12 protein-coding genes are annotated in these 13,329 nt (G+C 56.0%); 7 read left to right on the forward strand and 5 right to left on the reverse strand.

What is annotated here, in order from left to right:
* Positions 1–13: 13 nt before the first annotated feature.
* From OZ410_RS05195 to bioD, 3 genes are read left to right on the forward strand one after another with little or no spacing between them, the layout of a single operon-like run.
* The gene (locus tag OZ410_RS05195) at positions 14–1,168 is read left to right on the forward strand and encodes an aminotransferase class I/II-fold pyridoxal phosphate-dependent enzyme (RefSeq protein ID WP_277706857.1); all 1,155 of its coding nucleotides are present in this window, start codon (positions 14–16) and stop codon (positions 1,166–1,168) included.
* Positions 1,161–1,541, forward strand: coding sequence for a putative signal transducing protein (locus tag OZ410_RS05200; protein ID WP_277706858.1), 381 nt, complete (start codon positions 1,161–1,163; stop codon positions 1,539–1,541). The genes OZ410_RS05195 and OZ410_RS05200 overlap by 8 nt, the downstream gene beginning before the upstream one ends.
* A 2-nt stretch (positions 1,542–1,543) precedes the next feature.
* The gene (gene bioD / locus OZ410_RS05205) at positions 1,544–2,170 is read left to right on the forward strand and encodes a dethiobiotin synthase (protein ID WP_277706859.1); all 627 of its coding nucleotides are present in this window, start codon (positions 1,544–1,546) and stop codon (positions 2,168–2,170) included.
* On the opposite strand, the gene OZ410_RS05210 is transcribed toward bioD, so the two are convergent.
* Entirely contained in the window at positions 2,155–3,636 is a 1,482-nt protein-coding gene (locus OZ410_RS05210; protein WP_277706860.1) for an ArnT family glycosyltransferase, read from the reverse strand. The two genes, bioD and OZ410_RS05210, sit on opposite strands and share 16 nt — an antisense overlap.
* Positions 3,637–3,701: 65 nt before the next feature.
* Here OZ410_RS05210 and bioA point away from each other — a divergent pair, with 65 nt between their 5' ends.
* The 4 genes from bioA to OZ410_RS05230 all read left to right on the forward strand — a co-directional run bounded on the left by bioA (position 3,702) and on the right by OZ410_RS05230 (position 8,229).
* Positions 3,702–4,991: an adenosylmethionine--8-amino-7-oxononanoate transaminase gene (gene bioA / locus OZ410_RS05215; RefSeq protein ID WP_277706861.1), complete on the forward strand. Its 1,290-nt coding sequence runs from the start codon at positions 3,702–3,704 to the stop codon at positions 4,989–4,991.
* Entirely contained in the window at positions 4,981–6,135 is a 1,155-nt protein-coding gene (locus tag OZ410_RS05220; RefSeq protein ID WP_338156645.1) for a beta-ketoacyl synthase N-terminal-like domain-containing protein, read from the forward strand. Before bioA ends, OZ410_RS05220 begins: the two co-directional genes overlap by 11 nt.
* A gap of 83 nt (positions 6,136–6,218) precedes the next feature.
* Positions 6,219–7,301: a biotin synthase BioB gene (gene bioB / locus OZ410_RS05225; RefSeq protein ID WP_277706862.1), complete on the forward strand. Its 1,083-nt coding sequence runs from the start codon at positions 6,219–6,221 to the stop codon at positions 7,299–7,301.
* 67 nt (positions 7,302–7,368) lie between these two features.
* Entirely contained in the window at positions 7,369–8,229 is an 861-nt protein-coding gene (locus OZ410_RS05230; protein WP_277706863.1) for a cupin-like domain-containing protein, read from the forward strand.
* Here the strand turns inward: OZ410_RS05230 and OZ410_RS05235 are convergent.
* From OZ410_RS05235 to OZ410_RS05250, 4 genes are all read right to left on the reverse strand, one after another.
* Positions 8,226–8,699, reverse strand: a complete 474-nt coding sequence (locus OZ410_RS05235) for a regulatory protein RecX (RefSeq protein ID WP_277706864.1) — start codon at positions 8,697–8,699, stop codon at positions 8,226–8,228. The two genes, OZ410_RS05230 and OZ410_RS05235, sit on opposite strands and share 4 nt — an antisense overlap.
* Positions 8,696–11,125 (reverse strand): alpha-L-rhamnosidase-related protein, encoded by a 2,430-nt coding sequence (locus OZ410_RS05240; protein ID WP_277706865.1) that lies wholly within the window; start codon positions 11,123–11,125, stop codon positions 8,696–8,698. The genes OZ410_RS05235 and OZ410_RS05240 overlap by 4 nt, the downstream gene beginning before the upstream one ends.
* Positions 11,126–11,225: 100 nt before the next feature.
* Positions 11,226–12,776 carry a ribonuclease E/G gene (locus tag OZ410_RS05245; protein ID WP_277706866.1) on the reverse strand — a complete coding sequence of 517 codons (1,551 nt, stop codon included), beginning with the start codon at positions 12,774–12,776 and terminating at the stop codon, positions 11,226–11,228.
* Between the two features lie 260 nt (positions 12,777–13,036).
* Positions 13,037–13,327 (reverse strand): HU family DNA-binding protein, encoded by a 291-nt coding sequence (locus OZ410_RS05250; protein WP_277706867.1) that lies wholly within the window; start codon positions 13,325–13,327, stop codon positions 13,037–13,039.
* Positions 13,328–13,329: the final 2 nt, after the last annotated feature.

Below are 13,329 nucleotides of genomic sequence, written 5' to 3' on the forward strand. Positions count from 1 at the left end.
CTACCTTTAGGGCATGGACGAATTCCCCCAAAAACTTTGGGAAAAACTGGAATTGCGCCGGCAGGAAGATAGCCTTAGGAAGCTTTCCGAACCGTCGGGGTTAATTGACTTTTCCTCCAACGATTACCTGGGGCTGGCGCGCCTACCCCACAACCTGGATGGGCTACAACGCCCGGGGGGGAGCACCTCTTCCCGCCTCATCCGGGGCAACCATAAGGGATTTAACCGGGCCGAGGCCCTGGCCGCCCGGTATCACCAGGCAGAGAGCGCCCTGATTTTTAATTCGGGCTATGACGCCAACCTGAGCCTGCTGGCGTCGGTGCCGCAGCGGACGGATATCATCTTCTATGACCAGCAGGCCCATGCCAGCATCCGGGACGGGATTCGCCTTTCCCAGGCCCGCGCCTACTCTTTTCAGCACAACAATTTAGCGGCCTTGTTGCAGCGGTACCAGACGGTCTTCGCCAAGGGCAGGCCGGAGGGTTCCGAAGTTTATGTGGTTACGGAAAGTGTCTTCTCCATGGAAGGGGATGGCCCGCCCCTGGAGGAAATGATGGCCTTTTGCGAGGCCCACCACTGCCGGTTGATCCTGGACGAAGCCCATGCCACGGGCGTGTTGGGGCCCGGCGGCAGGGGGATGGCTGCGGCCCTGGGCTTGGAAGGCCGCATCTTTGCCCGGGTAGTGACCTACGGCAAGGCCATGGGCAGCCACGGCGCTGCAGTTCTCGGTAGCCAATCCCTTAGGGATTACCTGATCAACTTTGCCCGGAGTTTGATCTACACCACGGCCCTCCCGCCGGAGAGCCTGGCCCGGATTTCCTGGGCCTATGAATTGCTTTCGGGGCCGGAAGGCACCCGGCTGCAGGAGGAATTGCGTGCCAACTGCGAGACCTTTCGGGGTGCCGTCCGTCAGTTTGGCCTGGAAGCGCGGTTCCGGGGCGGGCTGGCCGCCATCTTTGCCTATCAGGTGGGCGGCAATGCCCGAACCCGTTCCCTGGCAGCCGCCCTGGCGCAGCACGGATATGATGTACGGGCCATCCTGGCGCCTACGGTACCCCCCGGAGAGGAATGCCTGCGCTTTTGCCTGCACAGTTTCAATACGGAGCAGGAAATCATGGAGGTTTTGCGTATTTTAAGCGTATCATCTGAAGGAACAAAACATGAATAGCAACTACAAAGTGATCGGGACATTTGAGTATGTAGCGGATGCAGAACTGCTCAAAACCCGCCTGGAAGCCGAAGGCATCCCGGTCTTGCTCAAAGACGCCAATATCATGCAGGCAGAGCCCTTTATTGCCACCGCCATAGGAGGTGTTAAGGTAATGGTACCCGGAGAAAATGAGGCCCTGGCCCGATCCCTGTATGATGAGGTGCGCGCCTATGCTCAGGATGACGCGGGGAACCCCCTGAAATGCCCCAATTGCCAGGCCGCCCGCATGGAACGCTACCTCAGGCCCAAAGGGGTATGGTACCGCTTGTTTCCGTTTCTCGAACCCCGAAAGTATGTCTGCCTGGAGTGTGGCATGATTTCAAAACCCTAAACATGAACACCTTTTTTGTAACCGGGATTTCCACCGAGGTGGGAAAGACCCTGGCATCCTGTATTTTGGTGGAAGCCCTGCAGGCCGATTACTGGAAGCCAGTACAGGCAGGAGACCTGGATCATTCCGACAGCCATAAGATCCAGAACCTGGTCCGGAATCCCCGGACGGTAATCCATCCCAATGCCTATGCCCTAAATACGCCCATGAGCCCCCATGCCGCGGCCGATATTGACGGGATCCGCATAGACCTGAATCAGATCACGCCCCCAAAGACACAAAACCACCTGGTTATTGAAGGCGCCGGCGGGCTGCTGGTGCCCCTGAATGAGACGGATACCATCCTGGACCTGATCCGGCCCGGGTATAAGGTGGTGGTGGTTTCCCGCCATTACCTGGGGAGCATTAACCACACCCTGCTTACCCTGAACCCCTTGATGGAAAAAGGCCTGGAGGTATACCTGCTCTTCAGCGGGGACGAACACCCCACCACCGAGGCCATCATCTGTTCCAAAACCGGGGTCCCGGTCCTGGGGCGGATCCCGGAACTGCCCAGGGTGGACCAGGCAGCGGTATCGCGTTGTGCGGGAGAATTGGGAGAATCCCTTCGATTTCACAACCTCTTATAAATGGCAGCCTGCCCTACACGGGCTTCCACGCAGTAATGCTGGTCCAGGTAGGATTCTACATAGTGGTTTTCTTCCGGGTACCATTTGGCAAAGGCCGGTTTTCCGTCCCGGCAGACCACCCATTCAGGTTGGCGCCTCTCAAAAAGCATGCGAAGTTCTGCGGCTGGGTTTGCCTGGGTGCCGGGAATAAACGGGTAGAGTTCCCCACGGCAGATATTGGTCGGGTGGGTCAGGGCCGGGCTTGGGGGCTGTAAATCCATAAGCCAGTACCCGATATGGTATTCCAGAAAAAGGACGTTTTCAGCCCCAGGATGATGATCATTCATGTACTCGGGCACATCTACCCCTTCCCCGTTGTACAGGCGACCGTGTGCCCTGTAATTCCCGATAACGTTGCCGTACTCCAGGTAGCTTTCCACAGGTAGCAGCAGTAACAGCCCCCAGAAATAAGTGCCGATAAAGCGGGGTACGCTGGGGACTTTCATATGAAGCCCGGCAAAGAGCAGGACCAGGAAAACTGGGTAGAATTGCAACAGGTAATGCCCGTTCAGCTTCCCGCCTTTCAGGAAGGCCAGCAGGATTCCGGCCAACAGGTACAGGACCAGGCGCTGGCTGCGTTCCTGCCATTTCAGCCATCCGCGGCGATACCCCAGAATCAAGAAGGCGCCCACCCCCAGGTAAAAGGGCAGGTTTTTTAAAGGGACCCCTTCCTGCTGACCCGAATAGGCCAGGGGTGCCCGAACCACTGAATCCCACCACAGGCTTTCCTGCCCCGCGGCTAGGTAGGGCCAGAAGGAGGCCAGAACCGTGAGCCCGCCGCCCAGTGCGGTTAAGGCTAAAAGTCGCAGTGCCCTAAGGTTCCGGATATAAACGGCTTCGGCCAGCAGGGATAAGCCCAGGATCAGGAGGGCCACCATGAGGTTGCTTTTACATAAAACCGCCATCCCGGCCAGGACGCCGGCCAGCAGGAAAGTGCCTGCCCGTCCCCCGCGTATCAACAGTAAAAGGGCCGGCAACAGGAAAACCATGCTCAGGTGTTCTGACATCACCCCCTGCACGCTGTTGAAAAGGCTCATCAGGAACATACAGAACAAGCCGGCGGCAAAACCGGCTTCCCGACCTGCGGCCCGGGTCGTAAGCCGAAAAGTAAAAAAGCTGATCAGCCCTGCGGCAAGCCACCCCAGTATCCGGATAGCCAAAAGGCTTTTCCCGAAAAGGGCAATGGGAAGCGAAAAAATCCAGAATAGCAAAGGGGGTTTCAGGTCCCAGAGCTCGGCATATGGCAGGTGACCATCCACCACGGTCTGGGCCACCAGGATAAAGGTGCTTTCGTCCCGGTCTACGTAATCCCGGAAAAAGAACGGGAGGCGCATCAGCAGGGAACCCAGGAGGTAAAAGCCTAAAAAAGAGTAGGATACGGCCGAATTTACCCAACGGGAAGCGGTCTTTGCCAGGCGGCGTACCATGGGCTAATGGGGATTATTTCTCATCTTTGCAAGATAGAAAATCAAGATAAGTAAAGCCCCCCGCAGTGGAGAATCTTTCCGAGCGCGACGCACGCCATATCTGGCACCCGCTAACCCAGCACCAAACCCACCCTGCAGCCTGGCCCATACAGAAAGCAGAGGGGGTTTACCTCTATGACGAGGCCGGCCGCAAGTACATCGATGCGATTTCGTCCTGGTACACGGCCGTATACGGGCACTGCCACCCGGAAATCACCGGGCCGGTAGCCCGGCAGATGCAGGAGCTGGACCAGGTGGTCTTTGCGGGGTTTACCCACCGCCCGGCTGTGGAACTTGCCGAACGCTTGCTGGGGCTCTTGCCCGGCAATCAGGAAAAGGTATTCTTTTCGGACAATGGGTCTACCTCAGTGGAGGTTGCTATTAAAATGGCCCTGCAATACCATTTTAACCAGGGGAAACGGCGGCAGGTGCTGCTGGCCCTGGAAGAGGGGTTTCACGGAGACACTTTCGGGGCCATGTCGGTTTCCGGTCTCTCAGTTTACAACGGGCCTTTCCAAGACCTGAGCCTGGAAGTGATCCGCCTTCCGGCACCAACCGGAAAGAATAATGAGGCAGCCTTGGAGATGGCCCGGAAGATGGTAGCGGAACATGCCGTAGCAGCCCTTATTTATGAACCCCTGGTGCAGGGGGCAGCCGGGATGCGGACCCTGGACCCCGATGGTCTGGCAGCTATACTGGAAGTGGTCCGGGAAGCCGGCGGGCTCTTGATTGCCGACGAGGTGATGACCGGTTTTGGAAAAACCGGTACCCACTTCGCGTCCGAGCAGCTTCCGTTGAAACCAGACCTGATCTGCCTGTCCAAAGCCCTTACTGCAGGGTTGGTCCCTATGGGGCTGACCAGCTGTACCCGGGAGGTATTTGAAGCCTTCCTGGGGCAGGATACCGGGAGGGGTTTCTTTCACGGACATACCTATACGGCCAACCCCCTGGCCTGCAGGGCGGCCCTGGCGGCCCTGGATCTCTTGCAATCCCCTGCCATTCAGGAAGGTATCCGCCACATATCCGGGCAACACGAGGCGTTCGCCAGGGAACTGGATGGCCACCCCATGGTGGAAGAGGTACGGCATTGCGGGGTTATTTTTGCCCTGGACCTGAAGGTGCAGACCGACCGCTACAGTAATTTCAGGGACACCCTGTACCGGTTTTTCATGGACCGGGGGGTGTATCTGCGCCCTCTGGGGAATACGGTTTACCTGCTTCCCCCATACATCACGGCCCCCGAAGAACTCGAAACGCTATACGCTGCCATACGGGAGCTGCTGGACACTCTAGAAGCGGGAACCTATGCTGGCTAATCCGGTATCCATAACAGGCATGGCCTCCCTCTCCGCCCTGGGCAGTAACCGGAACGCGGTTTGGGATGCCTATGGCACACAGACCCATGCCCTGACCCAGCATGACTTCGGAAGCCAACAGGTCTGGGCAGGCGCCCTGCCCCAGCCCGAAAAGACGCGGCTGGAGGCTCTGGCCCAGTCCCACCTGCCGTATCGCCGGCTGGACCCCACAGCCCTGATGGCCATTGCGGTAAGCCGGCGTGCAGTACAGGAGGCCGGGTGGGGCGCCGATACCCGTTTTGGAGTCAATTTCGGGTCCTCCCGCGGGGCTACATCCCTCACGGAGGAATTTCTCACTGACATGCAGGAAGGCAGGCGGCTCAGCAGCCTGGCATCCCCCCATACTACTTTGGGTAATATCAGTTCCTGGGTGGCCCAGGACCTGGGTGCCTCCGGGCCCGACCTGTCCCATTCCATTACCTGCTCCACGGCCCTGCATGCCGTGCTCAATGGGGTGGCCTGGCTCCATTCCGGCCTGGCTTCCCGGTTTCTGGTGGGGGGCAGTGAAGCCCCGCTAACCCCGTTTACCCTGGCCCAGATGCAGGCGCTGAAAATCTACAGTTCGCGGGGAGGAGATTACCCTTGCCGGGCCCTGGACCTGGAAAAAGAAGACAATACTATGGTCCTTGGCGAAGGGGCTGTTGCCCTTTGCCTGGAACCCGGGAATAGGCCAGGTTCCCTGGCCCAGATACACGGGATCGGCTATGCAACCGAGGCCCTGGCCCACCCGGCATCCCTTTCCGCAGAGGCCCGCTGCCTGCAGCGCTCCATGCACATGGCCCTGGAGGGCGTTTCCCCCCAGGAGGTGGGCGTAGTGGTGATGCATGCTCCGGGCACCCTGCAGGGCGACCGGGCAGAACTGGAGGCGGTCCGGGCTGTTTTTGGAAACCGGATGCCGGCCATCACCTCCAACAAATGGAAAATTGGCCATACCCTGGGGGCCTCGGGCCTCTTGTCCCTGGAGCTGGCCGTGGGGATGCTCAGGCATAAGCAGGTTATTGGGACACCCTTTACCCACCCGGGTGAACTGGAAGGGCGTTACGCCCTGATCAATGCAGTGGGCTTCGGCGGGAATGCCGTAAGCCTGCTAATCGGACACCCCTGATTGGGAAAAGTTGGGTTTCCCGTAGAATTGTCCATCCAGATCGAATCACCTATTTTTGGGGAATCGATTCAACACCAAGACGCATGAGTGATATCCGAAACGACTGGACGCGGGAGGAAGTAATGGCAGTGTACAACCAGCCTATGATGGAATTGCTCTATCAGGCGGCAACGGTCCATCGCAAATATCACGACCCCAATACGGTACAGGTGTCCACCCTGCTGTCTATCAAAACCGGCGGATGCCCGGAAGATTGCGGGTATTGCCCGCAGGCGGCCCGCTACCATACGGATATTGAGGGCAACGACCTGATGAGTGTTTCCCAGGTGAAGGCCCAGGCCCTGCGGGCCAAAGCCTCCGGGAGTTCCCGGGTATGTATGGGAGCGGCCTGGCGAAATGTCAAGGACGGGCCCGAATTTGAACAGGTGCTGGAGATGGTACGTACCATCAACAAACTGGACATGGAGGTTTGCTGCACCCTGGGCATGCTCACGGAAAACCAGGCGCAGCGTCTGGCGGAAGCCGGCCTTTATGCCTATAACCACAACCTGGATACCTCCGAAGAATACTACAAGGATGTGATTTCCACCCGGGCCTTTGAGGATCGCATGGAGACCATTGGCAATGTGCGGAAGACCAATGTGACCGTTTGCAGTGGCGGCATCATCGGGATGGGGGAATCCCTGGAAGACCGTGCCGGCATGCTGGTGGCCCTGAGCACCCTGAACCCGCAGCCGGAATCCGTTCCCATCAATGCCCTGGTTGCCGTACCCGGCACGCCCATGGAAGAAATGGAGCCGGTGTCTATATGGGAAATGATACGGATGGTGGCCACCACCCGCATTATCATGCCCCAGACCCAGGTCCGGCTTTCTGCAGGCCGTACCGATATGAGCCGGGAAGGGCAGGCGCTTTGCTTCTTTGCGGGGGCCAATAGCATCTTTGCCGGAGACAAGCTCCTGACCACCCCCAACCCGGATGTGAACGAGGATATGGACATGTTCCGTACCCTGGGCCTGGAGCCCCAGAAGCCCTTTGTCAAAAAGGCCCAACCCCAGACCGTGGAAGCCGCGGATTCCCAGTTGGCTCCCCTGGGCGAAAAGCCCCGCTGGACCCGTCCCGGGCACACCATTGCCCGTAACGAGGAAGCGCGGAAGACCAGCTAGCGGTGTTAAATTCGCGGAAGAATTCTGCGCTATTTTTACCTTAGCGAAAGAAAAAACGCACAATCCGTTGGAACTGCAAGACGTACCCCGGGTATCCCGCCTCAGTAAAGAAGCTTTCCTTAAGGGGTATTTCAAGCCCCAGCAGCCGGTGGTCATCGAAGAGGCCATAGCCCACTGGCCGGCTTATTCCAGGTGGAACCTGGAGTATATGCGGCAGGTGGCCGGCCAGAAGGAGGTGCCCCTGTACGACGACCGCCCGGTGGACTACCGCGACGGCTTTAACGAACCCCATGCCCGGATGCGCATGTCCGAGTATATTGACCTGTTGCAGCGGGAACCCACCCGTTACCGCATTTTCCTGTGGAACCTGCTCAAGGAAGTCCCCGGCCTGCAGGAAGATTTTGATTACCCGGATTTCGGGCTGCGGCTCATGAAGGGGTTGCCCATGCTTTTTTTCGGCGGCAGGGATTCCTATACCTTTATGCATTACGACATAGACCTGGCCAATATCTTCCATTTTCATTTCGATGGGGAGAAGGAGTGTATCCTGTTTCCGCAGTCCGAGAACCGCTTCCTCTACAAGGTGCCCCATTCCCTGATTACCCATGAAGGGATTGATTTTTCCAACCCCGATTACGAAAAATGGCCCGCCTTAAAGCAGGTAAAGGGGTTCCGGGCCCGGCTCAATCACGGGGAGGTGCTCTACATCCCGGAAGGCTATTGGCATTATATGAAGTATGTGACCCCGGGCTTTTCCATGAGCCTTAGGGCCATTGCCCGCCATCCGAAACGCCTGAGCCGTGCCTTGTACAACATCTTTGTGATGCGCCATTACGACAACCTGATGCGCCGCATCCAGGGGCAGCGGTGGATCGATTGGAAGAACGAACGGGCCGTAACGCGTACGCATAACCGCTTAAGGGATTAGAGGTCTTCCAGGACCTCCAGGATGCGTTCCTGTTCCCACCCCCGGTAGTAGAGGTACTGGTAGAGTTTCTGCTTTTTCTGTGGCGCGGGTTCCTGCGCAAGGGTCTCCCGTTTTTTTTCCGCCAGTTCGAATAACCGTTCACGGTACTCGCCCTCCGGAATGGAACCAAGGGCTTTCCGGATCAGGAAATCCGAAATTCCCTTTTGCTTCAGCCCGGCCCGCAGGCGTATTTTTCCCCATCCCTTCTGTCGGAATTTGCCCTGGGCAAAGGCCAGGGCAAAACGCTCTTCGTTCAGGAAGTTATGCTGGATCAGGTGTACCAGGATGGCGTCGACCGCTTCGGGGATCATCCGCATACCGCGCAATTTCTCCGCCACTTCCTGATGGCAACGCTCCTGGTAGGCGCAATAGCGTTCCATACGCCGCCTGGCTTCTTCTACCGTATAGGATTTCCGGCCAAATGCACTCATAATGGTTTGGGGGTATAGGTGAGTTCCAGTACGTCCCCCGTTGTTACGGCCATTCCTTCCCCATCCCGGGAGGTGCCAGGATGCAGCTCGGCCTTCGCGCCAGCGGGGGCTTCCAACCGCCATCCGGGCTGGGTCTGGGTCACTTTCAGGTGAATGCGCCCGTCCGGAAGCCGCTGGAAATAGACGGAGATGGAATTCGACCCTATTTTTACATTTTCCAGGCTGGCTGTATCCCAGGTAGCCGGCATTTGGGGGTCTATGCGGATGCGCTGCTGGGAAGCCATCGGATCTATCCCGAAAAACTGTTCCACAATGGGCACGGCAAACCCGTAGAGGTTCCAGGCCTGCACCATCATCCCGTAATCCGGGGAAACTTCATACATACTACCGGGCAGGGCATAACTAAAGCTGCGCGCCATCCGATGCAAATAATCCAGGGCCTCGTCCGGACGGCCGTAGTTGTTTTCGGCCACGGCCTGTACCCCGGTGGGCAGGGTCATAACAGCCCCGGTATAGGAAAAGACCTTGCTGCCCTGGAAGGAGCCCTGGTCCGTGCCGGCGCTTTCGTCCCGGTCAATCCCGGTGACAAACATCCCGAAGGGGTTGGTGAACTGCCGGGCTGTTTGCAGGGCCCGGATCGCCTTGGCCGAATCCGCAATGCCGGTTTCCATGGGGGTATTGACCACCCAGTTGTGGTGAAGGACAAAAGGGCGGAGGCCCGCCTTCGGGTTGGCCAGGATGGCCTTGCGGGTTTCCTGTAGTTCGGCCAGGGCCCAGGGCTTGTTCAGGGTGTCTGCCCGCACCATGGCGTCTTCAATCAGGTGCAGGGCCTGCTGGTCCGTGCCCAAAAAGTCTGCAAAGGAGCCAAATTCTTCGGACCAGAATTCGGCATTGATTTTCCGGGCCAGATCCCGGGCCCTGGCCAGGTATTTCTCAGCTGCCTCGGTTTCGCCCAGTTCCCGGGCCATCAGGCCGGCGTGGTAGTAGGCGGCCTGGGTATAGGCAGCCACGTCGATCATTTCGCTGTCCAGCCCGTGAATTTCCATCATCCCAAAACCGTCCGGGAAGCCATTCCCGTTGGCGTCGTTGGCTTCCATCAGCCAGTCCATGCCCTGCTTCACGGTCGGGTAATAGGTCTGGAGGAATTCCTTATTCCCGTTCCACCGGTATACCTGCCAGATCAGGGATGCAAACTGGGGGGTTTCGTTGATATTCCCGGGGTTAAAGACCGCCCCGTTGGACGACATTTCATGGAGTATGCGCCCGTTGCCGTTTACGGCCCGGGAAACGCTGTCCAGCAGGCGGATGGTCTGGTAAACTACCTGGTCCTGCCCCACGGCCATATAACCCCTAAGGGCATATTCGCTGTCTACCCCGAACCACCAGGGGTAATCCGGGATGCCGGCCGTGATTCCGGTGCCTATGCCCGGCACCTCCTGGATCATCCAGTCTGCATTGTACTTGAGCCATTCAAAGGTTTGGCGGATGGCCGAATCCGGGACGCTCAGTTTGGATTGTTCGGCCAGGGCTGCGTACCGGTCGCGTTTGGCAGCCAGATAGGTGTCCGCATTGGCGAGTAAATCCTTATAGGTGCTTTTTGCCTGGGATTCTGAAAGGGAAGAACCAGCAATAGCAATTCGGATTCGCTCGGTATGACCTGGTGGCACAGTAAGTCTTTGGGCAATCCGAAGACGTTTGAATTCCTTTTTTTGGGAGGAAACATTCAGGTTAGGCGCTCCCAAATTAATTTTAATAATTTGCTCTTTAAACGGTATACCCGTGTCGTTTGGGCCGAATAGCATATACCATGGGTTCAAAGAGTCCTTAGATACCCACGCATTCAGATCGGAATCGTACTTCGAAATATCATAGCCATCATACATTTTTGTACGTGCCCCCAACCAGGTAGGTCGTAAATCGGGCCGGGCATATACCGCAAAATTTGCTATAAAGTCATTTGGTCCTGAGTTGGTAAATTCGTACTCCAGGACTACGCCCTCCTTGCTATCAGGGACAAACTGCCATCTGGAAACGCTCAGGGACAAGGAATCCAAGACGTAGTCATGACGGTTTGCCATGGGATAATTCGTAAAGGCAACCGCATTTTGCAGGGGGATAGGTTTCTCGTCCTTGAAGAGATATGCCTCAAACCCATCCATCAGTTTGATCGGATGGGCCCAGATGCCGCCCATTTCCCCTTTGATATGCCACCCGAGGTCCGGAAAACTCCCGTCCTGGTGGCCCACCATATAGGCCCGGTCTCCCGGGGTCACATAAGGGCTGCGCAGGTACTCCGCCCTGCCGGTAAGGGAAGGGGTGTTTTCCAACAAGGAGGCAAGGGACTGCGCTTTGTCCGGGGTTTGCGGATTACAGGATGCGAGTAACATACAAACCGCGGCGAGGACAGGAATCTTTTTTTCGAGCATGGTCTGGAGGCTTAGAGCCATAAAAATAAACAATCCTCAGGGCGGGAGGGGGAGGGGACTGGACAAAAAAAAACCGGCCCCTGTGCCGGGGCCGGTTCTTTTACGCTTCAATGGCTTTGCCTTCCTTGTCCTGAAATTGATATTCGAGATACTTAAAGGCATCCCGGGGTTGGATTTTAACCCATTTCTTGTGTTCCAAAAACCATTTGGAACGGATGGAAGGGAATCCCTTGGTCAGGTATGCTGCAATAAACGGGTGGGCGTTCAGCACAATGTGCTTGATTTTACCGTTCCGTTTTACGATCTGCTCCAGCTCATGGCTGAGTTTTTCGATAAGCACGATAGGCGCTTCTACTTCCTGTCCATTGCCGCTGGGGTCTACTTCGGTGGTTTTTATATTAACCTCCGGGCGTACCCGCTGGCGGGTGATCTGTACCAGCCCGAATTTGCTGGGTGGAAGGATTTTGTGCTTGGCGCGGTCGTCTTTCATTTCGTCCCTGAGCCGGTTGTACAAACGCTTGCGGTGTTCCGGGCGTCCCATATCGATAAAATCGATAACAATGATGCCGCCCATGTCCCGAAGGCGAAGTTGCCGTGCAATTTCAGAGGCTGCCAGCAGGTTGACTTCCAGTGCGGTGTCCTCCTGGTTTTTGGCCTTGGTGGAACGGTTTCCGCTGTTCACGTCAATCACATGGAGCGCCTCGGTGTGTTCAATCACCAGGTAGGCACCCTTGCTCATGGAAGCCGTGCGTCCGAAGGAGGTCTTGATCTGCCGTTCGATCCCGAATTTCTCAAAAATCGGGACGGAAGAATTGTACAGCTTTACAATAGACTCTTTGTCCGGAGCAATTTCGTGCAGATAATCCTTGATTTGGTTGTAAAGGGTTTCGTCGTCCACATGGATTCCGGTGAAGGTGTCGTTAAAGACATCCCTCAGGATCGAGGAAGCCCGGTTGAGTTCGACCAGGACTTTGGACGGGGTGGAAGCCCTATGCAATTTTTTGCACATGGATGTCCATTTGGACATCAGGTTTTCCAGATCCTTGTCGAGTTCCGCAACTTTTTTGCCTTCTGCAACGGTCCGGATAATGACACCAAAACCTTTGGGTCTGATGCTCTGGACCAAACGTTTGAGCCGGCTTTTTTCCTCATTGCTCCCGATTTTCTGCGACACGGAAACCCGGTCGGAAAAGGGAACCAGAATGAGGTAGCGGCCAGCAATGGAGATTTCAGAACTGATCCGCGGGCCTTTGGTGGAAATCGGTTCTTTTACGATTTGCACCAGCATGGCCTGGTTCGGCTTGATAACATCTTTGATGCTACCGTTTTTGTCAATGTCTTTTTCGAATGGAAAATTCTTGAGCGAATAATCCCGCATCCTGCCGGAGCGGGCCTGTTTGATGAATTTGAGGAGGCTCAGAAGCTGTGGCCCCAGGTCGTGATAATGCAGGAATGCATCTTTTTCATAACCCACATCCACAAAGGCGGCATTCAGGCCTGTTACCGGCTTGCGGATTTTGGCCATGAGCACGTCGCCAACATTGAAGTTGTGCTCGTTTTCGTCTTTGTGAAGCTCTATGAGTTTTCCATCCTTCAGAAGGGCAAAATCTACGGAATCAGAGTTGGATCTTACGATTAATTCTCTGTTCACCTGATTCGATTTTGCATCACGCCCCCCCAACAGGGAGCATGAAAGGATTAAACATTATGTTATACAGGTTTTAAATAAACCTGATGAAATCCGTTAGGCGAATTTCTATGTCAAAGAACGTCTTAAAGGAAAAAAAGTAGTGCTTAACACACTACTTTTTCTTGTGGCGGTTAGCTCTCCTGCGCTTTTTGCGCTTGTGGGTAGCTACCTTATGTCTTTTTCTTTTTTTACCGCTCGGCATAGCTCCTAATTAACAGTTATTATTTTACCTGAACGTTGCTCTTCACTCCTTCTACAAACACCTTGGCGGGTTTGAAGGCGGGGATGTTGTGAGCAGGTATCTTAATGGTCGTGTTTTTTGAAATATTACGCCCGGTTTTCTCGGCACGGGTCTTGATGATGAAGCTTCCAAAGCCCCGCAAATAGACATTGTCTCCATTCTCCAGGGATGCCTTCACCTCCTCCATGAAACTCTCAACAGTGGCTTGTACGTCCCCTTTTTCCATTCCCAGTTTTTCTGAGATTCTCGATACGATATCTGCTTTGGTCATTG

The organism is Robiginitalea aestuariiviva (assembly GCF_029537735.1).
Lineage (GTDB): Bacteria > Bacteroidota > Bacteroidia > Flavobacteriales > Flavobacteriaceae > Robiginitalea > Robiginitalea aestuariiviva.

Bases quoted from the DNA above. Each gene is read 5' to 3' on its own strand.
- OZ410_RS05195 (WP_277706857.1), top strand. From the start codon at position 14: ATGGACGAATTCCCCCAAAAACTTTGGGAAAAACTGGAATTGCGCCGG.
- OZ410_RS05200 (WP_277706858.1), top strand. From the start codon at position 1,161: ATGAATAGCAACTACAAAGTGATCGGGACATTTGAGTATGTAGCGGAT.
- bioD (WP_277706859.1), top strand. From the start codon at position 1,544: ATGAACACCTTTTTTGTAACCGGGATTTCCACCGAGGTGGGAAAGACC.
- OZ410_RS05210 (WP_277706860.1), bottom strand. From the start codon at position 3,636: ATGGTACGCCGCCTGGCAAAGACCGCTTCCCGTTGGGTAAATTCGGCC.
- OZ410_RS05220 (WP_338156645.1), top strand. From the start codon at position 4,981: ATGCTGGCTAATCCGGTATCCATAACAGGCATGGCCTCCCTCTCCGCC.
- bioB (WP_277706862.1), top strand. From the start codon at position 6,219: ATGAGTGATATCCGAAACGACTGGACGCGGGAGGAAGTAATGGCAGTG.
- OZ410_RS05235 (WP_277706864.1), bottom strand. From the start codon at position 8,699: ATGAGTGCATTTGGCCGGAAATCCTATACGGTAGAAGAAGCCAGGCGG.
- OZ410_RS05240 (WP_277706865.1), bottom strand. From the start codon at position 11,125: ATGCTCGAAAAAAAGATTCCTGTCCTCGCCGCGGTTTGTATGTTACTC.
- OZ410_RS05250 (WP_277706867.1), bottom strand. From the start codon at position 13,327: ATGACCAAAGCAGATATCGTATCGAGAATCTCAGAAAAACTGGGAATG.